This is a genomic window from Streptomyces sp. NBC_00442 (assembly GCF_036014195.1).
Lineage (GTDB): Bacteria > Actinomycetota > Actinomycetes > Streptomycetales > Streptomycetaceae > Streptomyces.
Genome location: NZ_CP107918.1, coordinates 4,517,426 through 4,543,094, shown reverse-complemented (window position 1 = coordinate 4,543,094; position 25,669 = coordinate 4,517,426). Strand labels below are relative to the sequence as shown.

At 71.5% G+C, this 25,669-nt stretch carries 22 protein-coding genes; 10 read left to right on the top strand and 12 right to left on the bottom strand.

Features of this window, described 5'->3' with window-relative positions; all coding sequences use genetic code 11:
- Positions 1-52: 52 nt before the first annotated feature.
- Complete coding sequence (locus OG432_RS20380) at positions 53-424, bottom strand: VOC family protein (RefSeq protein WP_328312390.1); 372 nt, start codon at positions 422-424, stop codon at positions 53-55.
- 33 nt (positions 425-457) lie between these two features.
- A complete protein-coding gene (locus tag OG432_RS20375; protein WP_328312389.1) occupies positions 458-1,306 on the bottom strand; it encodes a trans-aconitate 2-methyltransferase in 849 nt (282 codons plus the stop codon).
- A gap of 131 nt (positions 1,307-1,437) precedes the next feature.
- Between OG432_RS20375 and tamR the strand changes: the two genes are divergently transcribed.
- Positions 1,438-1,935: a MarR family transcriptional regulator TamR gene (gene tamR / locus OG432_RS20370; RefSeq protein WP_328312388.1), complete on the top strand. Its 498-nt coding sequence runs from the start codon at positions 1,438-1,440 to the stop codon at positions 1,933-1,935.
- Here tamR and OG432_RS20365 read toward each other — a convergent pair.
- Positions 1,894-2,661 (bottom strand): response regulator transcription factor, encoded by a 768-nt coding sequence (locus OG432_RS20365; RefSeq protein WP_328312387.1) that lies wholly within the window; start codon positions 2,659-2,661, stop codon positions 1,894-1,896. The genes tamR and OG432_RS20365 overlap by 42 nt on opposite strands.
- A gap of 264 nt (positions 2,662-2,925) precedes the next feature.
- On the opposite strand from OG432_RS20365, the gene OG432_RS20360 reads away from it, so the two are divergent.
- The gene (locus OG432_RS20360) at positions 2,926-3,369 is read left to right on the top strand and encodes a GNAT family N-acetyltransferase (RefSeq protein ID WP_328312386.1); all 444 of its coding nucleotides are present in this window, start codon (positions 2,926-2,928) and stop codon (positions 3,367-3,369) included.
- Positions 3,370-3,404: 35 nt separating this feature from the next.
- Here OG432_RS20360 and galK read toward each other — a convergent pair whose 3' ends face one another.
- The 3 genes from galK to galT are packed head-to-tail and all read right to left on the bottom strand — an operon-like array spanning position 3,405 to position 6,563.
- Positions 3,405-4,550, bottom strand: a complete 1,146-nt coding sequence (gene galK / locus OG432_RS20355; RefSeq protein WP_328312385.1) for a galactokinase — start codon at positions 4,548-4,550, stop codon at positions 3,405-3,407.
- Positions 4,543-5,514, bottom strand: coding sequence for a UDP-glucose 4-epimerase GalE (gene galE / locus OG432_RS20350; protein WP_328312384.1), 972 nt, complete (start codon positions 5,512-5,514; stop codon positions 4,543-4,545). The genes galK and galE overlap by 8 nt, the downstream gene beginning before the upstream one ends.
- On the bottom strand, positions 5,511-6,563 hold the full coding sequence (gene galT, locus OG432_RS20345; protein WP_328315171.1) for a galactose-1-phosphate uridylyltransferase: 1,053 nt from the start codon (positions 6,561-6,563) through the stop codon (positions 5,511-5,513). The genes galE and galT overlap by 4 nt, the downstream gene beginning before the upstream one ends.
- Before the next feature lie 243 nt (positions 6,564-6,806).
- On the opposite strand from galT, the gene OG432_RS20340 reads away from it, so the two are divergent.
- Complete coding sequence (locus OG432_RS20340) at positions 6,807-8,477, top strand: sodium:solute symporter family protein (RefSeq protein WP_328312383.1); 1,671 nt, start codon at positions 6,807-6,809, stop codon at positions 8,475-8,477.
- Positions 8,478-8,576: 99 nt separating this feature from the next.
- Entirely contained in the window at positions 8,577-8,852 is a 276-nt protein-coding gene (locus OG432_RS20335) for a hypothetical protein (protein ID WP_328312382.1), read from the top strand.
- Between the two features lie 44 nt (positions 8,853-8,896).
- Here OG432_RS20335 and OG432_RS20330 read toward each other — a convergent pair whose 3' ends face one another.
- From OG432_RS20330 to OG432_RS20310, 5 genes are all read right to left on the bottom strand, one after another.
- The gene (locus OG432_RS20330; RefSeq protein WP_328312381.1) at positions 8,897-9,955 is read right to left on the bottom strand and encodes a hypothetical protein; all 1,059 of its coding nucleotides are present in this window, start codon (positions 9,953-9,955) and stop codon (positions 8,897-8,899) included.
- Positions 9,956-10,500: 545 nt separating this feature from the next.
- A complete protein-coding gene (locus OG432_RS20325; protein WP_328312380.1) occupies positions 10,501-11,172 on the bottom strand; it encodes a helix-turn-helix transcriptional regulator in 672 nt (223 codons plus the stop codon).
- Positions 11,173-11,443: 271 nt separating this feature from the next.
- On the bottom strand, positions 11,444-13,339 hold the full coding sequence (locus OG432_RS20320; protein WP_328312379.1) for an outer membrane protein assembly factor BamB family protein: 1,896 nt from the start codon (positions 13,337-13,339) through the stop codon (positions 11,444-11,446).
- Between the two features lie 52 nt (positions 13,340-13,391).
- Entirely contained in the window at positions 13,392-15,296 is a 1,905-nt protein-coding gene (locus OG432_RS20315) for an outer membrane protein assembly factor BamB family protein (RefSeq protein ID WP_328312378.1), read from the bottom strand.
- Positions 15,297-15,493: 197 nt separating this feature from the next.
- Positions 15,494-17,299, bottom strand: coding sequence for an ABC-F family ATP-binding cassette domain-containing protein (locus OG432_RS20310; protein WP_328312377.1), 1,806 nt, complete (start codon positions 17,297-17,299; stop codon positions 15,494-15,496).
- A gap of 176 nt (positions 17,300-17,475) precedes the next feature.
- Here OG432_RS20310 and OG432_RS20305 point away from each other — a divergent pair, with 176 nt between their 5' ends.
- The 6 genes from OG432_RS20305 to OG432_RS20280 all read left to right on the top strand — a co-directional run bounded on the left by OG432_RS20305 (position 17,476) and on the right by OG432_RS20280 (position 24,695).
- Complete coding sequence (locus OG432_RS20305; protein WP_328312376.1) at positions 17,476-18,117, top strand: lipoprotein; 642 nt, start codon at positions 17,476-17,478, stop codon at positions 18,115-18,117.
- 119 nt (positions 18,118-18,236) lie between these two features.
- A complete protein-coding gene (locus OG432_RS20300) occupies positions 18,237-19,088 on the top strand; it encodes a helix-turn-helix domain-containing protein (RefSeq protein ID WP_328312375.1) in 852 nt (283 codons plus the stop codon).
- Positions 19,085-19,324: a DUF397 domain-containing protein gene (locus tag OG432_RS20295; RefSeq protein WP_328312374.1), complete on the top strand. Its 240-nt coding sequence runs from the start codon at positions 19,085-19,087 to the stop codon at positions 19,322-19,324. Before OG432_RS20300 ends, OG432_RS20295 begins: the two co-directional genes overlap by 4 nt.
- A 93-nt stretch (positions 19,325-19,417) precedes the next feature.
- Complete coding sequence (locus OG432_RS20290) at positions 19,418-21,643, top strand: protein kinase domain-containing protein (RefSeq protein ID WP_328312373.1); 2,226 nt, start codon at positions 19,418-19,420, stop codon at positions 21,641-21,643.
- Between the two features lie 2 nt (positions 21,644-21,645).
- Entirely contained in the window at positions 21,646-24,003 is a 2,358-nt protein-coding gene (locus OG432_RS20285) for a protein kinase domain-containing protein (RefSeq protein WP_328312372.1), read from the top strand.
- A gap of 101 nt (positions 24,004-24,104) precedes the next feature.
- The gene (locus tag OG432_RS20280; protein WP_328312371.1) at positions 24,105-24,695 is read left to right on the top strand and encodes a Uma2 family endonuclease; all 591 of its coding nucleotides are present in this window, start codon (positions 24,105-24,107) and stop codon (positions 24,693-24,695) included.
- A gap of 2 nt (positions 24,696-24,697) precedes the next feature.
- Here OG432_RS20280 and OG432_RS20275 read toward each other — a convergent pair whose 3' ends face one another.
- Positions 24,698-25,618, bottom strand: coding sequence for a 4-(cytidine 5'-diphospho)-2-C-methyl-D-erythritol kinase (locus tag OG432_RS20275; protein ID WP_328312370.1), 921 nt, complete (start codon positions 25,616-25,618; stop codon positions 24,698-24,700).
- Positions 25,619-25,669 lie beyond the last annotated feature (51 nt).

Below are 25,669 nucleotides of genomic sequence, written 5' to 3'. Positions count from 1 at the left end.
GGCACCGGGCGCCCTGTCCCCTCTTTCCCGAGGGGGCAGGGCGCTCCCCGTTTCAGTCCGGCGGGGACGCCGGCTCCAGGAACTCCAGCCGGTTGCCGACCGGGTCCTCGGAGTAGAACCGCCGGTGGCCCGGCAGGTTCTCGTCCCACACGACCGGGGCGCCGTGGCTCTCGATGCGGCGGGCATACGCCTCGATCGAGGTGACGCGGAGCCCGGGGTGGGCCTTCTTCGCGGGCCGGAAGTCCTCCTCGACACCGAGGTGGAGCTGGACGGTCCCGTACTGGAACCAGCAGCCGCCGCGGGCCGCGAGCGGGGGCGGCTTGGGAATCTCGGTCATGCCGAGCGCGTCCTCGTAGTACGCCCTCAGCAGTGGCTCGCTGCCCGGCGGGGCGGCGAGTTGGACGTGGTCGACAGCGGCGAGCATCGCCGGGGCCTCCTCCTTCTCGGGCTTCTCGGGCTACTTCTTCCTGGCCACGGCGAAGATGCGGCGGAAGGGAAAGACCGTGCCGTGCGGGCCCGGCGGGTAGGCGTCGCGGAGGCGGTCGCGGTATTCGGTGAGCAAGGCGTCAATGGCCTGCTGGTCCCCGTCGAGGGCGGTGAGCACGGGGCGCAGGGCGGTGCCCTTCACCCAGTCGAGGACGGGGTCCTGGCCGGTCAGCAACTGGCAGTAAACGGTTTCCCAGGCATCGGTCTCGCAGCCGAGGTCGGCGAGCTTGGTGAGGTAGTCGCCGGGTTCGAGGATGTGGACGTAGCGGCGGCCGTGGTCGTCGAGGCGGTCGCGCCAGCGGGGGGAGTCGCAGAGCTCCGCGAGGATGGCGTGGCTGGGCGAGGTGAAATTCCCCGGGACCTGGAAGGCGAACGTGCCGCCGGGGGCGAGGCCGTCGATCCAGGCGGGGAAGGAATCGGGGTGGTTGGGCACCCATTGCAGGGCCGCGTTGGAGACGATCAGGTCGTACGGTTCGCCGGGGACCCAGTGCGCCGCGTCGGCGACCCGGAAGTCGAGCCAGCCGCCGCCCGCGGTGGTGCCGGCGTAGTCCTTGTCGGCCTGGGCGAGCATCTGCGGGGACAGGTCGAATCCGGTGATGCGGGCGTCGGGCCAGCGGTCGGCGAGGCGGACGGTGACATTGCCGGGGCCGCAGCCGAGGTCGGCTATCCGGGGCGAGTCGCCGCCGGTCGTGGGCAGGTCGGGTATGCGGGCGAGCAGGTCGAGGAACGGGCGGGTCCGGTGGCCGGCGTGACGCAGATACTGCTGTGGGTCCCAGACCGGCGGCCCGGGTGGTGTGGTCGACGATGAATCGGAATGCATGTTCGAGCCCCCTTGCAGGTACGGCTGAGCGAAGCGGAACAGGGTCCCGGCCCCTCCATGCCCAATGGTGGCTCGATATATATCTTGACGTCAAGAGACTTCATGTCGAGGGACCCTTTACACTGATCGACATGGAGGACGAGGTCGACCGACTGGTCGCAGCATGGCGCCGAGAGCGCCCGGACCTCGACGTGGAACCGCTTGAGGTCCTCAGCCGGGTCAGCAGGCTGGCCCGCCATCTCGACCGGGCCCGCAGGCTCGCGTTCTCCGAGCACAGCCTGGAGCCCTGGGAGTTCGACGTCCTGACGTCGCTGCGCCGCGCGGGCGCGCCCTACCAGCTCTCCCCCGGCCAGCTCCTGACGCAGACGCTCGTCACCTCGGGCACCATGACCAACCGGATCGACAGGCTCGCCAAGAAGGGTCTGGTCGAGCGGCTGCCCGACCCCAGCGACCGCCGCGGGGTGCTCGTGCGGCTCACCCCCGAGGGGCGCGACCGGGCCGACCAGGCGCTCGCCGGCCTCCTTGAGCAGGAGCGGGCGATCCTCGGCGAGCTCAGCCGCGGCCAGCGGGGCGAACTGGCGGCGCTGCTACGCCAGTTGACCGCCCCGTTCGACAACATCCCCGGCTAGGTCGGCGGGGCCCACGCCGGCCCGGCGGGCCAGCGCGACGGCGGCGAGCGTGGAGTGCACGCCCAGCTTGCCCAGCACGTTCTGCATGTGGGTGCGCACGGTGTGCGGCGACAGGAACAGCCGCTCCGCGACCGCCTTGCGGCCGAGCCCGGCCACCATGCAGCGCAGCACCTCCCGCTCGCGCGGGGTGAGCGACTCGACGAGCCGCTCCGATTCCGTACGGTGCTTGCGCGCGGCCGTCAGCTCCCGCAGGACGCCGGTGAGCAGCGCGGGCGGCAGATGCGTCTCGTCGCGCAGGACGCCCCGGATCACGGCAAGCAGCCGTTGCAGGGAGCAGTCCTTGGCGACCCAGCCGCACGCGCCGGCCTGCAACGCGAGAGCGGCACGGCGCGGGTCGTCCTTCTCGGCGAGGACGACGGTACGCACCGCGGGCTGGCCCACGCGCACGCCCGCCACCAGCGAGATGCCGTCGACCAGGCCGTCCGCGCCGCCGCCCTCGGGCACCGCGCGGGCCACCGGGACCGTCACCGAAGCGCCCAGGTCCGCGTCGACGAGCATCACGTCGAACCTGCGGCCCTCGGCCGCGCCGCGCTCCAGGCAGCGCAGCGCCGCGGGGCCGCTGCCGGCCGCGGCCACGTCCACGTCGGGCTCCGCCGCGAGGGCCGCGGCGAGCGACTCGGCGAAGATGCGATGGTCGTCCACCACGAGAACTCGGATCCGTACCACGTGACACCCCCAGGCTCGGAGGACGGACCGGTACGGGTACGGCGCCCGGAGCAGGGATCACCACAGACGCACGGCCGCCGCCATGCGCTGAGTCCTACCCCCACCCCGGGCGACGTACCCGACTGTCTCGCCCCCTGATCAACACCGGCCCCCACCGGTGCTGTGCATCAGAGTAGGGCCGTCGGCGGCGGGGGGAAGGCTCTTTGCGGAACTGTTTGAACCCGGACGGCTACGTGGCGTGTGCAGATGTTTAAGGTGAGTCCCATGTTTCGTATCGAGACAGAAGTGGACAAGGACCGTCAGCTGGAGCTGCACCGTCGGCTGCGCGACACCAACACCGAGCGCTCGCCGGTGCTGCGGGCGATGCGGGGGACTCCGGCGGAGAGGGAAGTGCCGCTCCAGGTCTGGGGGTTGACCGGGGCGGGGCTCGTCGCGGGGGGCCTGGTGGGGCGCACGTGGGCGGGATGGCTCCATGTGGACCTGCTGTGGGTCGACGCGGGGTTGCGGGCGGCGGGCCTGGGAAGCCAACTCCTGTCCCGGGCCGAGGAGTTGGCGCACTCGGAGCGGGGTTGCGTGTTCTCCCGGGTGGAGACGTGGGACTTTCAGGCGCCGGGGTTCTATCGGGGGCGGGGATACGAGGTGGTGGCAGCCATCCCCGACTATCCCCCCGGCGTAACGGAGTTCACCCTGACCAAGCCCCTCCCCTGAACGGCCCCCTCCTCCGAACGGCCGAGGAACCGGCGTCAGACCACCCGCCGCGCCCCCTCCGACGGCACCGCCTCGAACAAGCGCGGCGCAGCCGATCCCGCCCGCTCGAACGCCGCCGTCACCGCCTTCGAGACGGCCCCGAGCGCACCCTCCTCCAGCAGCACGATCGCCGAGCCCCCGAACCCCCCGCCCGTCATCCGCGCCCCCAGCGCCCCCGCCCCCACCGCCGTGTCCACGACCAGATCCAGCTCCGCGCAGGACACCCGCAGATCGTCCCGGAGGGAAGCGTGGCCCTCGGTGAGGACCGGCCCGACCCCGCGGACGTCGCCCGACGCGAGCAGTCCCGCGACCCGCGCGACCCGTTCGTTGTCGCTCACCACGTGCCGCACACAGCCCCGCACGACCGACGAGGACAGCTCGCGCAGCGCGTCGGGCAGGCGCGCGGGCGGCAGTTCGCGCAGGGTCCGTACACCCAGCTCCCGCGCGCCCCGCTCGCAGCCGGCGCGCCGCTCGGCGTACGCGCCGTCTCCCAGGGCGTGCTGCACCCGCGTGTCGACGACCAGGAGCCGCAGACCGTGGGCGGGCAGGTCGAAGGGGATCTGGCGCCTGGTCAGGTCGCGGGCGTCGAGGTGCAGCACATGGCCCTCGACGCAGCACGCCGAGGCCGTCTGGTCCATGATCCCGCAGGGGACGCCGACGAAGGCGTTCTCCGCCCGTTGCGCCAGCGACGCCAACTCCGGCATGGAAACCGGGAGTTCGAAGACATCGCGCAGGGCGAGCGCGGTCACCACCTCAAGGGCCGCCGACGACGAGAGGCCCGCGCCCGTCGGCACCGTCGAGGTGAGGTGGATGTCGGCGCCGCCCACGTCGTGCCCCGCCTCGCGCAGCGCCCACACCACGCCCGCCGGGTACGCCGCCCAGCCCGCCCCCGACCGCGGATCGAGCGCGTCGGTGCGCAGCTCCACGACGGGCCCTTCGATGTCCGCGGAGTGGAGCCGGAGCACGCCGTCGGTGCGCCGGGCCACGGCCGCGACCGCCGTGTGCGGCAGCGCGAGCGGCATGACGAAGCCCTCGTTGAAGTCGGTGTACTCGCCGATGAGGTTGACGCGGCCCGGCGCCGCCCATATCCCGTCCGGCTCGTACCCGTACAACTCCCGGAAGGCGGAGGCCACTTCACTCATCGCCGGCTCCTCGCACGCCGCGCGCGAACGTCCAGGCGTCCGCGACGATTCCCGCGAGGTCCGTGCGGGTGGGCCGCCAGCCGAGCCGGTCGTGGGCGCGCAGCGCGGAGGCGACCAGGACCGCCGGGTCGCCACCGCGCCGTCCGGCGACGGCCTCGGGAATCTCGTGGCCGGTGACCTTGCGGACGGTCTCGATGACTTCGCGCACGGAGAATCCGTTGCCGTTGCCCAGGTTGCAGACCAGATGTTCGCCGGGGGTCGCCGCGTCGAGCGCGAGCAGGTGCGCGTCGGCGAGGTCCGCCACGTGGATGTAGTCGCGGACGCACGTGCCGTCGGGCGTGGGGTAGTCGTCGCCGTAGACGGAGATGAACTCCCGCTCACCGAGGGCGACTTGGAGGACGAGCGGGATCAGGTGGGATTCCGGCGCGTGGCGTTCGCCGCACACGCCGTACGCACCCGCCACGTTGAAGTAGCGCAGCGACACCGCCGCGAGCCCGTGGGCCGCGCACTCCCCGGCGATCATGTGGTCGACGGCGAGCTTGGAGGCGCCGTACGGGCTGGTCGGCGCGGTCGGCGCGGATTCGGTGATCGGGGTCGAGTCGGGCTCGCCGTACGTGGCCGCCGTGGAGGAGAAGACCAGCCTGCGCACGCCCGCGCCGCGCATCGCCGCGAGCAGCGCCATCGTGCCGCCGACGTTGTTGGCCCAGTACTTCTCGGGGGCCGTGACCGACTCGCCGACCTGGGAGAACGCGGCGAAGTGGAGCACCGCGTCGAAGGTCGGGTCGAGCCACTGCGCGGCGTCCTGGATACGGCCCTCGATGAAGGCGGCGCCGGCCGGGACGGCTTCGCGAAAGCCCGTGGAGAGGTCGTCGAGGACGGTGACGTCGTGGCCGGCCTCGATCAGGTGGGCCGCCACCACGCTGCCCACATACCCCGCGCCGCCCGTCACCAGGTACTTGCTCACGTGCTTGCCACCTCTCGCAGTCGCTCGGCCGCGGTCTCCGGCGGCACGTCGTTGATGAACACGTTCATGCCGGATTCCGAACCGGCGAGGTACTTCAGCTTGCCGGAAGTACGTCGGATGGTGAAAAGCTCCAGATGGAGCCCGAACTCCTCGCGGTCGACGGCTCCCTCGCCCCGGAACGGCGCCTGGTGCCAGGCGGAGATGTAGGGGGTGGGCGGCTCGTCGGGGCCGAAGATCCGGTCGAAGCGCCTCAAGAGTTCCAGGTAGATCCGCGGGAACTCCGTGCGCGCGCCGTCGTCGAGGGCGCGCAGATCGGGGACGCGGCGCTTGGGGTGCAGGTGGACCTCGTAGGGCCAGTGCGCGGCGTACGGCACGAACGCCACCCAGTGTTCGCCCTCCAGAACCACCCGTTCGCCAGCGGCGAGCTCGCGCTGGACCACGTCGTCGAAGAGGTTGCGGCCGGTGCGTTCGCGGTGCTCGGTGAGCGAGCGGAGCATGAGGGCGGTGCGGGGGGTGGTGAAGGGGTAGCCGTAGATCTGTCCGTGCGGGTGGCCAAGGGTGACGCCGATCTCGGCGCCGCGGTTCTCGAAGCAGAACACCTGCTCCACCTGCGGGAGTTCGGCGAGGTCGGCGGTGCGGTCGGTCCAGGCCTCCAGGACGAGGGCGGCCTGGTCCTCGGTGAGGTCGGCGAAGGAGGCGTCGTGGTCGGGGGTGAAGCAGACGACCTCGCAGCGGCCCGAGTCGCCGGCGAGCGAGGGGAAGCGGTTCTCGAAGACGACGACGTCGTAGTCGGCGGCCGGGATCTCGCTGTCGCGGTCCTCGCGCGAGGGGCACAGGGGGCAGGCGTCGGCGGGCGGCAGATAGGTGCGGCCCTGGCGGTGCGAGGCGACGACCACGGTGTCGCCGAGCAGCGGGTCGCGGCGCAGTTCCGACGCGGTGGACACCGGGTCGAGCGGGCGGCGGTCGCTCTCGTCCCGTACGAGGTCGTCCCGCGCGTCGTAGTAGAGCAGCTCACGACCGTCGGCGAGCCGGGTCGACGTCTTCTTCACCTGAACCTCCACCATCCAACAGAATCGCACACAACAAACCACAAGCCAACAGTCACGTCAATGGGCCCGCGCCGGCCTCCACGGTCGGTCGCCCGGCCGGAGGAGAACCCACGCTCGATCACAATCAAACAAACAATCTGATCAAAAGTGTTCAGTTTCTGAACATCGAGGCGTAGGTTCCCGTCCCGGACAGTCGTCCGGATCAGCGCGTCCGGATGGGTAAGCGCGACGAAGCGGGTACGCATGCAATCTCTGGCCGCGGGGCTCCGGCTCCCCACCAATGGGCTCGACTACACGATTTTGGCGATCTACTTCATCGTCGTCCTGGGCATCGGCTTCGCCGCCCGCGCCAGCGTGAAGACCAGCCTGGACTTCTTCCTCTCGGGCCGCTCACTGCCGGCCTGGGTGACCGGCCTCGCCTTCGTGGCCGCCAACCTCGGCGCCACCGAGATCCTGGGCATGTCCGCGACGGGCGCCCAGTACGGCGTGGCGGTCGTGCACTGGTACTGGATCGGCGCGATCCCGGCGATGGTCTTCCTCGGCCTGGTGATGATGCCGTTCTACTACGGCTCGAAGGTGCGCTCGGTGCCGGAGTTCCTGCTCCAGCGCTTCGACAAGTCGGCGCACCTGCTGGCCTCGGCGCTGTTCGCCTTCGCCGCGGTGCTGATCGCGGGCGTCAACCTCTACGCCCTCTCGATCGTGGTCGAGGCACTGCTCGGCTGGCCGCAGTGGGTGGCGATCGTGGTCGCCGGCCTCTTCGTCCTGGCCTACATCACCATCGGCGGCCTCTCCTCGGCGATCTACAACGAGGTGCTCCAGTTCTTCGTGATCCTCGCCGCACTGATACCCCTGACCATCCTCGGCCTGAAGCGGGTCGGCGGCTGGGACGGCCTGACCGGCTCGCTCAAGGCCAGCCACGGCGACAACTTCCTGTCCGCGTGGGGCGGCACCGGCATCGGCGAGGCCAACCCGCTGGGCGCGAACTGGCTGACCATCGTGCTCGGCCTGGGCTTCGTACTGTCCTTCGGCTACTGGACGACCAACTTCGCCGAGGTGCAGCGCGCGCTGTCCGCGAAGAACCTGAGCGCTGCCCGGCGGACCCCGCTGATCGCGGCGTTCCCGAAGATGTTCATCGTGTTCCTGGTGATGATCCCGGGCCTGGTGGCGGCGACCCTGGTCCCGAAGATCGGCACCCCGGGCTCGGACCTCACGTACAACGACGCGATCCCGCTCCTGATGCAGGAGCTGCTGCCCAACGGCGTGCTCGGCATCGCGGTGACCGGCCTGCTCGCGGCGTTCATGGCGGGCATGGCGGCGAACGTGTCGTCCTTCAACACGGTCTTCACGTACGACATCTGGGCCAAGTACGTGAAGAAGGACAAGCCCGACGCGTACTACCTGCGGTTCGGCCGCCTGATCACGGCGATCGGCGTGCTGGCCTCGATCGGCACGGCCTTCATCGCCTCGTCGTTCTCCAACATCATGGGCTACCTCCAGACGCTGTTCTCCTTCTTCAACGTGCCGATGTTCGTGGTCTTCGTGATCGGCATGTTCTGGAAGCGGGCGTCGGTGAAGTCCGGGGTGTGGGGCCTGTTCGCGGGCACCTCCGCCGCGATGATCAACTACTTCTGGATCTACAAGCAGGGCGTCATCTCCATCCCGACCGACCAGGGCGCGAACTTCGTCTCGGCGATCGTCGGATTCGTGGCGGGTGCGGTGGTGATGGTCGCGGTCACGCTCTTCACGGCGCCGAAGCCGGCGGCGGAGCTGGCGGGCCTGGTGTACGGCACGAAGTCCCCCGGCGTCGAGGAGCCGCCCGCCGAGGGCGACAGCGCGTGGTACCGGCGGCCCGCGCTGCTGGGCTGGGGCGCGATCGCGCTGGCCGCGCTCTGCTACATCCCGTACTCGTTCTGATGCCGCCGACCGCGTCTGCGCCCCCTCCCCCTGCCCGTTCCGCTTCCCCCTCCCCTCCCCCTTCCCCTTTCACCTCTCCCACCGACCGGAGGCATCGACATGTCCGAACTGCAGCATGAGGTATCGGAGTTGGAGCGGAAGTCGGCGTCGGCCGCGCGGCTCTTCGACATCCGTCGGATCATCGGGGGGCTGTTCACCCTGTACGGGGTGATCGTCGGCGGGGCGGGGCTGTTCGCGTCCGACGCGGACCTGAAGAAGGCGCAGGGCATCAACATCAACCTGTGGACGGGGCTCGGGATGCTGGCGCTCGGCCTGTTCTTCCTGATCTGGCTGAAGCTCCGCCCCACGGCTCCGCCCACCCCGGAATCCGACTGACCCGGCGCCGGGCGGGCACCCGGCGCCAAGCGGCACCGGCATCCTCAGCCCGCCCGGCTGCCGTCGGTGCCGCTGGTGCCGCCTCGTCGCGCCATCGTGCGGGCCGTGCGCGGCTGATGAAAGACGAGCAGGCTCCCATCCTCGCTCGGCTCGCTCGGCTCGCTCGGCTCGGATGCGCCGAGTCGGTCGACTGCTGACGCGAGGGTTCGCCGGATCCCCAAAGTCTCGGGCCAGACCCGTAGGTGTGCTCCTGCCGTGAGCAGGATGTGGTCCCAGTCCTGGCCACGTGCCACGCCGAATCGGTCGACGACGAAGCCGAGGCAACGGGACTTGTCCTGGTCGAGTATGCGCACCAGCGCGGCGAAGGCCTTTTCGCGTTCCGGCCCGAGGGTGTCAGGAATCTCGAAAGCGACCTTGCGGACGGACTGGCTTGCACGGCTGACGGTGGCGGTGAGGGAGAGGTCGTGGCCCATCCAGCACTGGAACGTGACTTCCTCGTTCCGGGTGTCGATCAGGCACGCCATGACTTCTTCCCGCCCGCCCAGCAATGGCTTGGACAGCCCGTCGTGCGTCCTGCGGTACCCGAAGGCGGCTTCGGTCAACGGGTGCACGGCCGAAAGGCCCGAGGCTTCGAGATGGCCTACGAGCCTGCCGCCCGACTCGGCGGGCGAACAGGGGACGTACCAGGTGACGAACCCCTTCGCGTCGGGGCGCGGTGGGGCGGCGTGGCCGTCTTCGGCCTGGAAGCACTCGTCGCAGATCGCGAGGGCCGTCTGTGGGGGCACATCGGGGCAGGTGTATCCGTTACCGCGCACATGTTCCACGAAAGCGTGGGGCAGGGCGATGTGGTACCGCCGCAGGTAGTGGACCAGTTCGACAGGCCACAACCATGTTCCGTCCGTGACGAGCGATCCCGATCCGGCGATCCGTTCGTCACCCGTGACGACGTCGTGTTCGGCGCCCATCGTTGAGTAGATCTCTGTACCGGAGCGAAGGTAGTCGATGAGTCGCTGTTCGTCCGGGTCGCCGACGGGCCGGACGGAGTCGCGCAGGTGGGAGGCGGTGGCCGCGTTGTCGTGGAAGAAACCCATTCGCTTGATCATGTTCCCTCCAAGCTCCGAAGACGTTGGCGTTTTCTTGCCGCCCGGCCGGCTGGCGAGGAAGCCTGCCGGCTGCCCACGCAGTTCCCCGCGCCCCTTGAACGGCCGGTTTTCGCGTGCGGACCGTGCCGCGTCTCGCGCAGTTCCCCGCGCCCCTAAAAACCCACCTTCGGGTGCGGACCGTGCCCGCGTCCCGCGCAGTTCCCCGCGCCCCCAAACCCGACTTCGTGTGCGGACCGTGCCCGCGTCCCGCGCAGTTCCCCGCGCCCCCAAAACCCGCCTTCGCCTGCGGACCGTGCCCGCCTCTCGCGCAGTTCCCCGCGCCCCTTAACTGCTCGGTGCCGGGCAGCATGGGCATCCTCAGCCCGTCCGGCGTTTGAGGACGAGCGCCCTTTAGGCGCGAACGGGGGTCTGGGGGCGGAGCCCCCAGGGAGCCGAGCCTCTCAAATCGCCGCACGGGTGGGTGGGTGGGTGGGTGGGTGGGAGAACGGGCGAACGGGGTCTGGGGCGGAGCCCCAGGGGGGCGAGCCCTCGCGTCGTCGTGCGGGTCAGCGGGGTGGGGTGGCTCGGGCGAGGAGCCCGGTTCTGGCGGCCAGCGCGGCCGCCTCCAGGCGGGAGCCGACACCCAGCTTCATCAGGACCCGCTGCACATGCGTGCGGGCAGTCGAGGGCGCGATCCCCATACCCGCCGCGATCAGCCGCGTGTCCTCGCCGTCCGCGACCCGGACCAGGACCTCCACCTCGCGCGGGGTGAGGAGGTGCAGGAGGCGCTGCCCCTCGTCGTCCGGCTGGGCCGCGGGATTGAGGAGTTCGGCGAACGCGCCCTGGAGGAGCTGCGGCGCGACCGCCGACTCCCCCGCCCGCGCCTTCGCCATCGCCCGCTCGACCCCCTCGATCCGCTCGTCGTGCCGGACGTACCCGGACGCCCCCGCCGCGAACGCCGCCGCGATCCCCCGCGGGCTCGGCACCGGTCCGAGCACCACCACGGCGACCTGCGGCCGTTCCCGCTTGATCCGGACGATCGGGTCGAACACCCCCGGTTCGGCGGGCGATGCCGTGCCCAGGAGGCAGACCTCGGGCGCCCGGCTCACCACCAGCTCGGCCGCGCCGGCGACCGGAGCCGTCGCGGCGAGGACCCGATGGCCTCGTAGTTTCAGCGCCGAGGCGAGTGCCTCGGCGAGCAGCCGGTGATCGTCGACCACCATGAGCCGCACGCCCATCCAGCTACCCCCATCCCCGGCCCCTCTTGCCCCGGCAAGCTACACGCTTGTTCGACGTCACGCTCCGCTTACCGGCGAGAAGCCCCCGGAAGACCGAATTCTCCGGCATACGGCCCCAGTTGAGGAAGTACGCAGAGATGGGCGGGGATACGCGGGCGGCGGAGGGGGCGCGCGTCGGCGGGGCCGCACGCCCGCCGGGCCGGCGAACACCGCGGCCCCCGGCGGTGGAAGCGATCCACCACCGGGGGCCGCGGCCCGCGCACGATCCGGCTCAGCTGGTGCCGGTCGCCATGAAGAGGAACTTCTTTTCGGCGTCGCTGTCCGAGTACGGCTTGCTCAGGAGCTGCGCGCCCAGGTAGAGGCGCCCGTTGCCGTAGAGGATGTCGGAGTACTTCCCCGAGAACGACGTGATCGCGTCGCGCACCGAGCGGTCGGCCGGGTTCTCCAGGAGCAGCGTCGCCTTGAGGCTGCCCCCGTCGATGCTGACGACCTGGGTGCCCTTGTCGTACGGGGCTTCCTTGTATGCGATGACGTTGTTGCCGTCCATGCGCAGCGGGTACATCGTGTAGCCGTCGCCCGCGTCCGCCTTGCCCGGCACGGGCTGGCCCGTGGCCAGGTCGAAGGCGACGATCTCGTTGGTGTGGCCGAGCGAGGTGCCACCGCCCGCGTTGTCGTGCTCCTCGGTCGGCACGTACAGCTTGCCGCCGCCCGCCGCGACCATCGTGCACTTCTCGACGGAGGTGCTGTCGCAGTCGGCCGCGTACTTGTCGCCCGGGGCCGGGATGCGCGCGAGCAGCTTGCCCGTCTTGTCGTCGACGGAGAAGAAGTCGGAGATGCCGCTGCCGTCGCCCGCGCTGTCGCCGACGTCGGCGGCGAGCACCAAGGGCTTGGTGGAGACGATGTGGGCGTAGTCGATGCCGGGCATCATCTTGTACGTGGAGATCGGCTGGCCCGTCTTGGGGTCGAGCGGCTGCACGTTGATGGTGGGCTTGTCGTAGTCGCCGCACTTGCGGACGGCCACGAGCGCGTCACCGCCGCCGTAGCCGACGTCCTTGCACTGGTCGGCGGTGGTGGTGGGCTTCCACAGTTCCTTGCCGGTGGTCAGGTCCCAGGCCGCGCCGCCGTCGAGGCCGCCCGCGGCGACGGTGCCGGCGCCGACGGTGATCTCGTCGAACCTGGTCTTGCGGTCGCCGTTGGCGCCCTTGATGTCGGCCTGCCACAGCAGTTTGCCGGTGTTGAGGTCAAGGCCGGCGACCTCGGTGCAGGAGGCGTACTTGCTGCCGCTCTCCGTGCTTTCGAAGGCGAACGCGGTCTTGCCGTCGGCGGAGACGTGCGTGCTCGCCTCGCAGACGTTGCCGGTCAGCGGGAGCGTCCAGAGCGGGGTGCCCTTGGCGGGGTCGTAGCCGACGATCTGCTTGACGCCGCCCTTGGCGTACACCTTGTCGGTGAGCCAGGAGCCGTGCACCGCGGTGAGGTCGGTGACCTTGGGCTGCGGGGTCTGGAAGAGCACCTTGGCGGCGGTGTTGGCGGGCGCCTTCTCCTTGCCGCCTCCGGTCGTGCCGCCGCCGCCCTTGGTGCCGCCGGTGTCGCCCTGCTTGGCGTCGGTCTTGCCGTCGTCCTTGCCGGTGGCGTACCAGATGCCGCCGCCGATGATCAGGGCGACCGCGACGACCGCCGCGATGATGATCGTCATCTGGGTGCTGGGCTTCTTGCCGCCCCCACCCTGCCCGCCGGGTCCGGGCGCGCCCGGCATTCCGTACTGCGGCTGCATCGGCTGGGTCGGCGGCTGGCCCGGATACCCGTAGCCGGGCTGTCCCGGCTGTCCCGGCTGGCCCGGGTAGCCGTAGCCGGCCTGGCCCGGCTGCATCGGCTGGGTGGGCGGCTGACCCGGGTAGCCGTAACCCGGCTGCTGGGGCGGGGTGTTGGGGTAGCCGTAGCCGGGCTGCTGCCCGGGGGCCTGCGGGTAGCCGTACGCCGGGGGCCCCGCGGGCGGCGGGGTGCTCGGCGGACCGGCGGGCGGTGGCGGGGCCGGCGTACCGTACCCGCCGGCCGGCGGTTCCTGGGGCGCGCCGAAACCGGGCGCCGGGGGTTCCTGCGGGGCGCCGAAACCCTTGGGCGCGTCATGGGGCTGCTGCGGGGGCTGGGGCGGCTGGGGTGGCTGGCTCATGGGGTGGTGACCTCTGGCTTCAAGTCGGGCGCGGGGCAGGGCAGTTGGGGCGTCACTTGCCGAAGGACAGGATCGAGTTGTCCTTGTTGTCGCCCTTGGGCCCCTTGACCATGGTGTTCAAGAGGAAGAACCGTCCGCCCGCCCAGGCGGCCGCGGGGTCGTAGAAGTTGCGTTCGGTCGAGCCGGCCGACGACGGGCTCTGGAGGATGGTCTGCGGGGTGCCGCCGGTCAGCGGCAGCGACGCGATCGCGGCCGCTTCCTCGACGCCGGGTTCCACGTAGAGCGTGAGCTTGCCGTTCTCCAGGGCGAGCGGCTGCATCATGCGGCCCTTGGGCGCGGCCGCGTGCCACTTCTCGTTCCCGGTGTTGAGGTCGAAGGCGACGACCTCGTTGCTGCGCCCGACCCCGAGCTCACCGCTGTCCTTGCCGTCGGTCGCCATGTAGAGGGTGTTGGCGTCGGCGACCACGCCCCAGCAGCCCTGGAGCGCACGCTCGATGATGCCCAGGCCGACGCAGTTGGCGGTGAGCGCCGACGTGGTCTTGACCGATGAGCGGACCTTGCCGTCGGCGGTGAACGTCGAGATGTTCGACGCCTTCTTGTCCTTGTTGACCGCATACACGACCAGCGGGTCCATCGAGTAGACGCGGTTGATCGTCCAGCCCTTGTCGTACTGGAAGCTCCACTTGGCCTTGCCCGTGGTCGCGTCCAGTTCCTGGAGGACTTCCGACGCGGGTGCGTCCAGGTCGTTGTTGTTCGGGTCGATGCAGCTGCCCGCGGAGATGAGCTTGGATCCGCCCGCGAACGCCTCGGTCCGGCAGTTACCGGTCTTCGGCGTGCCGAAGAGCTTCTTGCCGTCGGTCATCGAGAAACCGCTCGCGCCGCCCATGCGGGCCAGCGCCAGGGTGTTGCCGCTGATGGTCATGTCGAGGGTCACCATGCTGTCGAACAGGCCCTCCGCGGGCACCTGCGCCTTCCAGCCGAGCTTGCCCGCGGTGAGGTCGACCATCTGCATCTGGTTGCACTTGGCGTCCTTGGTGTTGCTCTCCAGGACACCCACGACGATCTTTCCGTCCGCGGTCGGGCTCGGCGGCGCTCCGCACAGCGGGGTGTCCAGGGGCACCGACCACTTCTGCTTGCCGTCGGCCACCGTGTATGCGACGACTTCCTTGTACATGGCCTTGACGACGGTGTCGCCGAGCACCCACGGGCCGTACTGGTCGGCTCCGCCCTGGGGCAGCGCGGTGTCGTTCTCGTGCAGCCACACCTTCGCGTCGCCGGGCTTGGCGCCGGAGTTGAGGTCGTCGGTGCCGGCGTTGCGTCCGTCGCCCTTGCCGTCGCCCTGGTCGACCGACGCGGAACCGCTCGGCGCCGCGCTGTGGCTCTTGTCGGCGACGGGCTTCTTGTCGCCGTCGCCGCCGCTCGTCGCGAGGTACACGCCGCCGCCGATGACGAGGAGGCCCGCGACCGCCGCGGCCACGATCGCCGCGGGCTTGCCCTTGAACGGGTTCTTGCCGCCCCCGCCCTGCGGCGGTACGGGCGCACCCGGGTACTGCGGCTGGCCGGGGTAGCCGTAACCGCCCTGCTGGGTCTGCGCGTAGGGGTTGCCCTGCGCGCCCGGCTGCCCCGGGGCCGTCGGGTAGCCGTAACCCGGCTGACCCGGGGCCGTCTGCGGATAGCCGTAACCCGGCTGGCCCGGCGCGGTCTGCGGATAGCCGTAGCCGGGCTGCGCCGGGGGCGTCTGCGGGCTCCCGTACCCGGGCTGCGGCGCGGCCGGCGGCGTCTGCGGCGGCTGCCCGGGAGGCGTGGGCGGCGCGGCCGGCATCTGCGGCGGCTGGGGCGGCGGCCCCTGCGGCGGCGCGGGCGGCTGGGCGGGCGACTGGGCAGGCGGTCCCTGGGGCTTGTCCTGCGGTGCCCCGAAGCCCCCCTGCGGTGGCTGAGAACTGGGCGGCTGGGTCACAGCGAGATACCCCCGAATTTGCGTCTTTGCGTCTTTACGTCAGTCGAACGGAGCTACTTTCTATCACTCGCGGACGCACGCACCACGGGCCGGTCCGCCCCTGTTCCCAAGGGAGAACCGGCCCGTGATGCTGCCGTTATGGACTCTGTACGCCGTCTCTACGCAAGCACCGCAAGACGTCCCTACCGGTATGCGTCTCAGGCCTCCTCGGCCAGTTCAAGCCAGCGCATTTCCAACTCGTCCCGCTCGACGATCAGTTCGCGCAGCTCGGTGTCGAGCTTCGCCACCTTCCCGAAGTCCGTGGCGTTATCGGCGATTTGCGCATGCAGACTCGTCTCGCGCTCGTTGATCTTGTTGAGCTGCCGCTCGACCCGCTGGAGCTCCTTCTTCGCCGCCCGCGCGTCCTGCGCGGAGACGACGGGAGCGGCCTTGGCCGCGGGCGCGGCGGCCGGGGCCGGCGCGGACTCGATCATGCGCCGCCTGCGCTCCAGGTACTCGTCGATGCCGCGCGGCAGCATCCGCAGCGTGGCGTCGCCGAGCAGCGCCCACACGTGGTCGGTGGTGCGCTCGATGAAGAACCGGTCGTGGGAGATCACGACCATGGAGCCGGGCCAGCCGTCGAGGAGGTCTTCGAGCTGGGTCAGCGTCTCGATGTCGAGGTCGTTGGTCGGCTCGTCGAGGAACAGCACGTTGGGCTCGTCCATGAGGAGCCGCAGCAGCTGGAGGCGGCGCCGCTCGCCACCCGAGAGGTCACCGACCGGCGTCCACTGCTTCTCCTTGGAGAAGCCGAACTGCTCGCAGAGCTGGCCCGCGGTCATCTCGCGGCCCGTGCCCAGGTCGACCCGGTCACGGATCTGCTGCACCGCCTCCAACACCCGCAGCGCGGGCGGGAGTTCGGCCACGTCCTGCGAGAGGTAGGCGAGCTTCACGGTCTTGCCGACGACGACCTTGCCCGCCGCGGGCTGCGCCTCGCCACCGGTGCGCCAGGCTTCGGTCAGCGCGCGGAGCAGCGACGTCTTGCCCGCGCCGTTCACGCCGACCAGGCCGATGCGGTCGCCGGGGCCGAGCTGCCAGGTGAGGTGCTTGAGCAGCAGCTTGTCGCCGGCCTGTACGGTCACGTCCTCCAGGTCGAAGACGGTCTTGCCGAGCCGGGCGTTGGCGAACTTCATCAGCTCGCTGGTGTCGCGCGGCGGCGGCACGTCGGCGATCAGCTCGTTGGCGGCCTCGATGCGGTAGCGCGGCTTGGAGGTACGGGCCGGGGCGCCGCGGCGCAGCCAGGCCAGCTCCTTGCGCATCAGGTTCTTGCGCTTGGCCTCTTCGGTGGCGGCGATGCGCTCCCGCTCGGCGCGGGCGAAGACGTAGTCGGAGTAGCCGCCCTCGTACTCGAAGACCGAGCCGCGCTGCACGTCCCACATGCGGGTGCAGACCTGGTCGAGGAACCAGCGGTCGTGGGTGACGCAGACGAGGGCCGAACGGCGCGCCTGGAGGTGGCGGGCCAGCCAGCTGATGCCCTCGACGTCGAGGTGGTTGGTGGGCTCGTCGAGCACGATCAGGTCGGGCTCGCCGATGAGCAGCTTCGCGAGCGCGATCCGGCGGCGCTCGCCACCGGACAGCGGCGCGATGACGGTATCCAGGCCCTGCGCGAACCCGGGCAGGTCGAGCCCGCCGAACAGACCCGTCAGTACATCGCGGATCTTGGCGTTGCCGGCCCACTCGTGGTCGGCGAGGTCGCCGATGACCTCGTGCCGCACGGTGGCGGTCGGGTCGAGCGAGTCGTGCTGGGTGAGCACGCCGAGCCGCAGCCCGCCCACGTGCGTGACCCGGCCGGTGTCCGCCTCCTCCAGCTGCGCGAGCATCCGGATGAGGGTGGTCTTGCCGTCGCCGTTGCGCCCGACGACCCCGATCCGGTCCCCTTCGGAGACGCCGAGGGAAACGCCGTCGAGCAGGGCACGGGTCCCGTACACCTTGCTGACTGCCTCGACATTGACCAGGTTGACGGCCATTTCACTCCTGAGCAGGGGGATGGATCGTCATCCAGGGTAGTCGCCGCCGACGGCTCGGATAGCGTGCGGTGGGCGATCAAGGGATCGCGCGCACGGCACGGCGGACTCCCGCGGAGTTCGTACGGAGCGCAAAGGGGCGGGGGCTCATGAAGCGGAACATACGGAATACGCGAAATGTGCGGAATGCGACGCGGGGCGCGGTGGCGCTGGCGCTCGCGGGGGCGGTCCTGACGGGGTGCGGCGAGGGGAAGCCTGCGTCGTCGGCATCGTCGAGCCCGTCGAGCCCGGCCGGGCAGGCGAAGGGCGGGGCGGCAGCCGCCAAGGGCGGCTCGGTGGGAGCGGCGGGCTCGGCCTGCCCGCTGCCCGCCGTCTTCGACGTGGCGGACAAGTGGAAGGCGAAGGCGGTCCAGGCGGACCCCGCGGACTCCCCGCTCTCCGGGCTCACCCAGCAGGGCCAGTTCTCGATGGCCTGCGAGATCGACGCGAAGCCCGCGGGCCATCTCGGCTTCCTGCGGGCCTGGACGGGCACCGCCACGACCGGCACGCCCCGCGCGGCCCTCGAAGGGTTCGTCGGAGCCAACAAGAACGCGAGCAAGGCGGCGTACAAGGAGACCAAGGCCGGCTCGCTGCCCGCGGCCGAGGTCGTCTTCGAGACGTACAGCAAGCTGATGGACGAGTCGAAGCAGGAGCGGGCCCTCGCGGTCATCACCCCGCACGGCACGCTCGTCCTGCACCTGAGCGGCCTGGACACCCAGGAGCAGACCGACATGCTCCCGGCCCTCGAACTGGCGAAGTCCAGCATGAAGGCCGCGTCGTGACGCCCCGGCCGTCCGTACGCTGAGCGAGCGTACGGACACGGAGGGTGGACGGTACGGTCGCGAGCGGTCACCCTGGGTGAGTTGAGCGGGGAGATCAACTCACCGGAAGGTGGCGGCACATGACCGACGACGGGGAACGGGGCGGGGGCGGCGCGGGCGCGGGTGAACCCGTGCCGTCCGACAGCCTCAAGACGTTCGGGGCGTTCGTCCAGGGCCTGCGCGAACACGCCGGCCTCACGCGCGACGCCTTCGCGCAGCTGGTCCGCTTCTCCAAACACACGGTGGAATCGGTGGAGTTGGGCCGCCGCATGCCGGACGAGGATTTCGTGGAGCGCGCGGAGGTCGCCCTCGGCAATACGGGGGCGCTGCGGCGGGCGTACGGCCACCTCACGCGGCAGCCGGGGTTGGCGGCGTGGTTTCGGGAGTGGGCCAGGTTGGAGCATACGGCGGTGAGCTTGTGCACATACGAGTGTCGGATGGTGCCTGGGCTGCTTCAGTCGGAGGCGTATGCGCGCACACTGTTCGAGAACGAAGTGCCAACACTTTCGGACGCACAGGTGGAGCGCCAGCTCGCCGCGCGTATGGAGCGTCAGCGGCTACTGACGGACCGGCCAAGCATTCCCTTCACCTTCATCGTGGCCGAGGTGGTTTTCTGCCAGCGGATCGGCGGCTTAGGCGTCACACGGGGGATGTTGGACCACGTTCTGGCAAGCACGACGCCCAGGAACGTAACGCTTCAGATCATGCCGACCGACGCCGAGTCCCACTCTTGCCTGGCCGGACCGCTCGCACTCCTGGAAGGGCCGGACGGGAAGCGGCACGCCTACTCGGAGGGACAGAGGAACGGCCGCCTGATCAGCGCCCTGAAAGAGGTGGCGCCACTCCAACAGGCGTATGACACACTGCGCTCGCAGGCCCTCAACCCCGCTAAGTCACGGGACCTGTTGGAGCGAATCCGAGGAGCCGTATGAGCACCGAACTCGCGTGGTTCAAGTCCAGTTACAGCAGCGGCCAGGGTGACAACTGCATCGAAGTCGCCCTCGACTGGTACAAGTCCAGCCACAGCGGCACCCAGGGCGACGACTGCGTGGAGGTAGCCGTCTGCCCGACCACCGTGCACGTGCGCGACTCGAAGGACACCGCCAAGCCCCACCTCGCCCTCTCCGGCGAAGCCTGGTCCGCGTTCGTCGCGGCGCACCGGGGCTGACGTACACCTGACTCCCTCAACTCCCTTCCCACACACGCCATTTCGGGGGCATCTTTCCCCTAGCCTGTGGTGATCAGTGGGAGGGAGTGGCCGATGCAGCGGCTTGGCGACGGGGATCCGCGGGCGACCGGGCCCTACACGCTGATGGGGCGCCTCGGCGCGGGCGGCATGGGTGCGGTGTACCTGGGCCGGTCGGCCGGTGGCCGTACCGTCGCGGTGAAGGTGGTGCGGCCGGAGCTCGCGAGCGACGGCGGGTTCCGGGACCGGTTCCGGCGCGAGGTCGCGGCGGCGCGGAAGGTGTCGGGGGCGTTCACCGCCCCGGTCGTGGACGCCGACCCGGACGCCGAACTGCCCTGGATGGCGACCGCGTTCGTGGTCGGGGTCTCCCTGCACGAGGCGGTCGCCGCACACGGCCCGCTGCCGAAGGGTGCCCTGCGCATGCTGACGGCGGGGCTCGCGGAGGCGCTGAACGCGGTGCACGGCGCGCGGGTGATCCACCGCGACCTGAAGCCGGGCAACGTCCTGCTCGCCCTGGACGGGCCGCGCGTCATCGACTTCGGCATCGCGCGGGCCACCGACGGCACGGCGCTGACGTCGACCGGCGCGATCATCGGCTCGGCGCCGTACATGTCGCCTGAGCAGGCGACGGGGCAGTCGCTCACCCCGGCGAGCGACCTGTTCTCGCTGGGGTCGACGGTCGCGTTCGCGGCGTGCGGCCGCAGCCCGTTCGGGGACGGCGGGGCGGCGGCCGGGGTGCTGTTCCGGGTGGTGCACACCGAGCCCGACCTGGACGCGGTACCGGCGGAGCTGCGTCCGCTGATCGCGCGGTGTCTGGCCAAGGACCCGGGCGAGCGGCCCACTCCGCGCGAGGTCATCGACTTCGTCGAGCAGGGCGACCGTCCGTCCCCGCGCGAGGGCTGGCTCCCCGAGGCGGTCGCGACGGACGTCCTGGCCGTACGGGCCGTGATGACCGCGCTCCCCCGGCCGGCGCCCACGAAACTCCTCGACCCCCCGACGCAGGACCTCGACGCCGGGCCGCAGGCGCCGGGGCCGGGGCGGCGGAAGCTGATCCTCGGGCTCGCCGCCGGGGCGCTCGCGGCCGCGGGGGTCGGTACGGCCGTCGCGCTGAACGGGGACGGGTCGAGCGGTACGACGGCGGGGGCGTCCGGCCGGCCGGCCGGTGCCCCCAGCCGGCCTTCGGGCGACGACGTGCCGGAGGGCAAGCTCGCCTGGAAGGTGAAGCTGCCGGCGACCTGTCCGCAGGTGGTCTCGGCGGGCGGGGTGGTGGCGTGCGTGTCCCTTGAGCAGATCTGGGGGCTCGACGACCAGGGCAAGACGGCGTGGACGGTGAAGGGCGCCGACCACGGCGTGCAGTTCTCCGTACAGGGACCTACGCCCAAGAACATCGCGGCCGTGGACGGGGACCGTCTGTATGCCGCCGGGATGGCGGCCCCGACGATGGCGAACCTGACCATGCACGCCACCGTGCTCGGGGTCGGCCTGGCCGACGGCAAGAACGTGTCGACGGCGACGCTCGACACCGCGCCGAACGTGGGCGCCATCCTCATGCCCGGCATCCGCGGCGGCAGGGCGTACGTGACCGTCATGCTGGGGACGCCGCAGCAGCCCACCACGGGCTACGGCATCTGGGCGCTGGACCTCGCCTCCCGCAAGACCGCCTGGTTCCACGACCACGAGCCACTGCTGATCCACTTCGCGCTCCCGCCGGACAGCGACGGGCTGCTGATCGGCGACACCGAGCGCCTGACGGGGCTCGACGCCAAGGGCGCCACCAGCTGGACGCAGAAAGTGCAGGCGGAGGCGGTCGGCGCGGTCGGGCGGTACTTCGTCGTGGCCGACGTCTCCGGCACCCTGTCCGTCCTCGACCCGGCGACGGGCCGCAAGGTGTGGAGCGTGCAGGGCGTGGAGGGCGCGGCCAACCGCGGCGGTGTCGTCGCGGTCAACCCCGACGGCAGCATCCTGTACGCGCTGCTGCGTGACAAGGACGGTGGGCTTTCGCTTGCGGCCCTGGACAGTGCGAGCGGCAAGAAGCGGTGGACCGCGCCGCTCCCGCCCGACAACGCGAAGCCCTCCGCCGTCCGCGCCCGGCTCCTGTACGCCGACAAGACGCTCTACCGGATGGATGCGGGCTCGGTGGTGTGGGCCCTCGACCCGGCCGACGGCAAACCGCTGTGGAAGTACACCGGCATGAAGGGCACGGACCCCTCGAAACTCGCCTGGGCGGCGGGGGACGGCCGCCTGTGCGTATCCGACACGACCGCCACGACGGTCGCCGCGCTGCACGCGAACGGAGCCTGACGATGGAGCAGTTGGAGCTTTCCGACCCGGCGCGGATCGGCCCGTACGCCCTGCTCGGGCGGCTCGGCGCGGGCGGGATGGGCGCGGTGTATCTGGGGCGGTCGGCGGGCGGCCGCACGGTCGCGGTGAAGGTGATCCGTCCCGAGCTGGCCGGGGACACGGAGTTCCGGGCGCGGTTCCGGGTGGAGGTGGCGGCGGCGCGGAAGGTGTCGGGGGCGTTCACCGCCCCGGTCGTCGACGCGGATCCCGAGGCCCAAGTCCCCTGGCTGGCAACGGCGTTCGTGCCGGGTGTTTCGCTGGCCGAGGCGGTGGAGGCCGCGGGGCCGCTGCCGCCGAACAGCCTGCGGGCCCTGACGGCGGGAGTCGCCGAGTCGCTGGCCGCGATCCACGCCGCGGGCCTCACGCACCGCGATCTGAAGCCGGGCAACGTCCTGCTGGCCCTCGACGGGCCGTACGTCATCGACTTCGGCATCGCGCGGGCCGCCGACGGCACGGTCCTGACCGCGACAGGCATGGTGCTCGGCACGCCGGAGTACATGTCACCGGAGCAGGCCCTGGCGCGCCCGCTGACCCCGGCGAGCGACGTGTTCTCGCTGGGCGTGACCCTGGCGTTCGCCGCGCGCGGCTCGGGGCTCTTCGGCGGGGGCGGCGCGGTGTCGGACGTGCTGCGGCGGGTGGTGCAGGACGAGCCGGACCTGTCGGCGGTGCCGGACGGGCTGCGGCTGATGGTGGCGGCGTGCCTGGCGAAGGACCCCGCCGACCGGCCCACGCCGCGCCAGCTCGTCGAGTTCGTGGAGCGGGACGGGACGCCGCCGATGACGGGGGCGTGGCTGCCGCCCGCGGTGACCGGGCAGATCGAGCGGGCCGCGGCGGTCCTGACCCCGCACCGGGCGCCGGGCACGCCGCCGCTTCCCCCGCCGCCGACGCTGCCGTCGGGGGCCCCCGGGCTCCCGGCCGGCGGGCCGCCGTCGACCGTGCCCGCACCGGCTCCCGCCCTCAGCCGCCGCAGGCTGGTACTCGGCGTGGCTGGGGGCGCGATGGCGCTCGCGGGCGGCGGGGTGGGGCTCGGCCTGTGGCTCAGCGGCGGCGGATCGGGTGGTGCGGCGGGGGGCGGCGCGAAGGTGTCCCCCTCACCGTCCGCCGCGCTGACCGACCCGCAGCGCCCGCTGGACACGGACGTCACCGCGAAGGCGCTGTGGACGGCGCCCGTCGCGGAGTCGCCCGCGCAGATCACCGGCGGGAACGGAAAGGTCGTCGCGGTCGGCGGCAAGCACATCTGGGCCTTCGACGAGGCCGGCCACCCGGCGTGGGGCCCGCTGGAGAACGCGGGGCAGACGGGGATCAACCTGCCGGGCGCCCCCGCCGCCGTCGCCGCGAGCCTGCTCTTCACCACCGCGAGCACCGGGCCGGCCACCGCCGCGAGCATCCTGGCGGGCCGCCCCGACCACGAGCTGCGTGCCGTCTCCCTGGACACCGGCAAGGTCGCCTGGACCGTACCGTCGCCGGACAGAATGGTCATGATGATGGCGGTGCCGGGCGTGCTCGACGGGCTGGTCTACGTCAGCGGCCAGGCAACGGCGACCGTCACCACGCCGGGGGACCCGGAGGCACCGTTCACCATCAAATCGGGAACGGCCGTATGGGCGGTGGACCCGGCCACCCGGGCGCTGCGCTGGCACACCCTCATCACGGACGACTCCTACGGCCAGGGCAAGCTGTACGTACCGACGTCCGGCAAGCGGCTGCTGTGGACGAGCAGCAACACGGACGGCAGCGCCCGCACGATGGCCGGCCTCGACACCGCCGCGCAGGCGAAGACGGTGTGGCATCAGCCCTCCCCGGGCGACGGCAACGCGAAGTCCGCCGTCATGATCGACGGTAGCCTCGCTCCGTGGCGCGACGGCCGCCACTGTTCGGCGGGCGGCCACTTCCTCTACCTCTCCGACCGCCTCTACGCCGTGGACCCGGACACCGGCCAGATCGCCTGGAAGTCCCCCGCGGTCGCCTTCCAGTCCGCGGTGGCGTCCCCCGACGGCCGCACCGTCTACGCTGCCGCACCCGACTACCGCCTCGGCGCCTTCGTCTACGCCTTCGACGCGGGCAGCGGCGCGGTGCGCTGGGCGGGCAGGCTCCCCTTCCTCACGGGCGAGGGAACCGGGATCGACTGCGCCGGGGACACCCTGTACGTCACAACGGGCCCCCGCCTGTGGGCACTTGACCCGCACGACGGCAGAGCGCGCTGGAAGTACGAACTGAGCGGCGGCGTGATCGCCACGAGGCCGCCTCTGTGGGCGGACGGGGACCGGGTCTACGGGGTGGCGGCGGAGGGGGTGGTGGCGTTGAGCGCGAGCGGGAAGTAGGCGGGGCATGCGGTGGCGCGTCACTCCTTGTAGTGACGTGTTCGGAAAGCGGCGGCTCCCGTGGACGGGCAGGCCGAAGAATCCCGTCCACGGGAGGAACCATGACCGCCGAGTCCGTCGAGCAGCGCCACCAGTGGCCTGTGCCGCCCGAGGACGGCTACACCGTGGACGACCTGTTCACGCTGCCCGATCTCCCGTCTCACACCGAGCTGATCGACGGGAGCCTGATTTTCGGGAGTCCGCAGCGCTACTTCCATTTCTTCGTGATCGAGCTGCTGATGAAGGGGCTCTGTCGCGCGCTTCCCGCGAAGCTGGAAGCCGTGCGGGAGATGGCCGTCCTCTTGGACAGGCAGAACTGCCCCGAGCCGGACATCAGCGTGGTGGACGCTTCCGCGGTGAGCGGGATGGACCACACCCGCTTCGAGCCCAAGGATGTCCTGCTGGCCGTCGAGGTCGTCTCCCCCGACTCCGAGTCCAGGGACCGCACCACCAAGCCGCAGAAGTACGCCGCCGCCGGGATCCCGAACTTTTGGCGGGTCGAGCGGGGCGGTGGGGACGAGCCCGTGGTGCACGTCTACGAGCTCGACCCGCTCACCCTCACGTACGTGCACATGGGCATGCAACGCGGACGGCTCAAGGCCGACAAGCCCTGCACCATGGAGATCGATCTCAGCACGGCCCGCAGGGACTGAGCTCAGGCGGACGCCACGATCGTCGCGCCCGGCGCCGGTGACGACGCCACGCGTGCGGTGCGGCAGGTGCCCGAGGCGGTGAGGGCCTCGGCCACCGTGCGGGCCGCTTGCGCGTCGGCGCACAGGAACGCCGTGGTCGGGCCCGAGCCCGAGACCAGGGCGGCGAGGGCGCCCGCCGCCGTACCGGCCGCGAGGGTGTCCGCGAGGGCGGGGCGCAGGGAGAGCGCGGCGGCCTGGAGGTCGTTGGTGAGGGCGCCCGCGAGGGCCTTCGCATCGCCGGTGCGCAGCGCTTCGAGCAGCTCGGGCGAGGCGGCGGGCTCGGGGGCGTCCGGGGTGAGGCGGTCGAACTCGCGGTAGACGGCCGGGGTGGAGAGCCCGCCGTCGGCCACCGCGAACACCCAGTGGAAGGTGCCGCCCACGTCCAGGGGCGCGAGCTTCTCGCCGCGCCCGGTGCCGAGGGCCGCGCCACCGACGAGGCTGAACGGCACGTCACTGCCCAACTCGGCGCAGATGTCCAGGAGTTCGGCGCGGGAGGTGCCCGTGCCCCACAGCGCGTCGCAGGCGAGGAGCGCGCCGGCGCCGTCCGCGCTGCCGCCGGCCATGCCGCCCGCGACGGGGATGTCCTTGTCGATGTGGATGTGGACGTGCGGCTCGATCCCGTGCCGCGCGGCGAGGAGTTCGGCGGCGCGGGCGGCGAGGTTGGTCCGGTCGAGGGGGACCTGCGCGGCGTCCGGTCCCGTGCAGGTGACGGTGAGTCCGTCGGCCGGGGTCACGGTGACGGTGTCGTACAGGCCGACCGCGAGGAAGACGTTGGCGAGGCCGTGGAACCCGTCCGGCCGCGCGGGCCCGACGCCGAGCTGGGCGTTGACCTTGGCGGGGGTGCGGGTGGTGACGGTGCGGGGGGTGGGGGTGCCGGGGGTCACGGGGCGAGCTCCTTCGAGTGCGGACGCGCCCATCTTCCCCCACCCGGGGCT

Excerpts from the sequence above, each read along its gene's own strand:
- OG432_RS20380 (WP_328312390.1), bottom strand. The coding sequence starts at position 424 with ATGCTCGCCGCTGTCGACCACGTCCAACTCGCCGCCCCGCCGGGCAGC.
- OG432_RS20375 (WP_328312389.1), bottom strand. The coding sequence starts at position 1,306 with ATGCATTCCGATTCATCGTCGACCACACCACCCGGGCCGCCGGTCTGG.
- tamR (WP_328312388.1), top strand. The coding sequence starts at position 1,438 with ATGGAGGACGAGGTCGACCGACTGGTCGCAGCATGGCGCCGAGAGCGC.
- OG432_RS20360 (WP_328312386.1), top strand. The coding sequence starts at position 2,926 with ATGTTTCGTATCGAGACAGAAGTGGACAAGGACCGTCAGCTGGAGCTG.
- galK (WP_328312385.1), bottom strand. The coding sequence starts at position 4,550 with ATGAGTGAAGTGGCCTCCGCCTTCCGGGAGTTGTACGGGTACGAGCCG.
- OG432_RS20340 (WP_328312383.1), top strand. The coding sequence starts at position 6,807 with ATGCAATCTCTGGCCGCGGGGCTCCGGCTCCCCACCAATGGGCTCGAC.
- OG432_RS20335 (WP_328312382.1), top strand. The coding sequence starts at position 8,577 with ATGTCCGAACTGCAGCATGAGGTATCGGAGTTGGAGCGGAAGTCGGCG.
- OG432_RS20330 (WP_328312381.1), bottom strand. The coding sequence starts at position 9,955 with ATGATCAAGCGAATGGGTTTCTTCCACGACAACGCGGCCACCGCCTCC.
- OG432_RS20325 (WP_328312380.1), bottom strand. The coding sequence starts at position 11,172 with ATGGGCGTGCGGCTCATGGTGGTCGACGATCACCGGCTGCTCGCCGAG.
- OG432_RS20320 (WP_328312379.1), bottom strand. The coding sequence starts at position 13,339 with ATGAGCCAGCCACCCCAGCCGCCCCAGCCCCCGCAGCAGCCCCATGAC.
- OG432_RS20310 (WP_328312377.1), bottom strand. The coding sequence starts at position 17,299 with ATGGCCGTCAACCTGGTCAATGTCGAGGCAGTCAGCAAGGTGTACGGG.
- OG432_RS20300 (WP_328312375.1), top strand. The coding sequence starts at position 18,237 with ATGACCGACGACGGGGAACGGGGCGGGGGCGGCGCGGGCGCGGGTGAA.
- OG432_RS20295 (WP_328312374.1), top strand. The coding sequence starts at position 19,085 with ATGAGCACCGAACTCGCGTGGTTCAAGTCCAGTTACAGCAGCGGCCAG.
- OG432_RS20290 (WP_328312373.1), top strand. The coding sequence starts at position 19,418 with ATGCAGCGGCTTGGCGACGGGGATCCGCGGGCGACCGGGCCCTACACG.
- OG432_RS20285 (WP_328312372.1), top strand. The coding sequence starts at position 21,646 with ATGGAGCAGTTGGAGCTTTCCGACCCGGCGCGGATCGGCCCGTACGCC.
- OG432_RS20280 (WP_328312371.1), top strand. The coding sequence starts at position 24,105 with ATGACCGCCGAGTCCGTCGAGCAGCGCCACCAGTGGCCTGTGCCGCCC.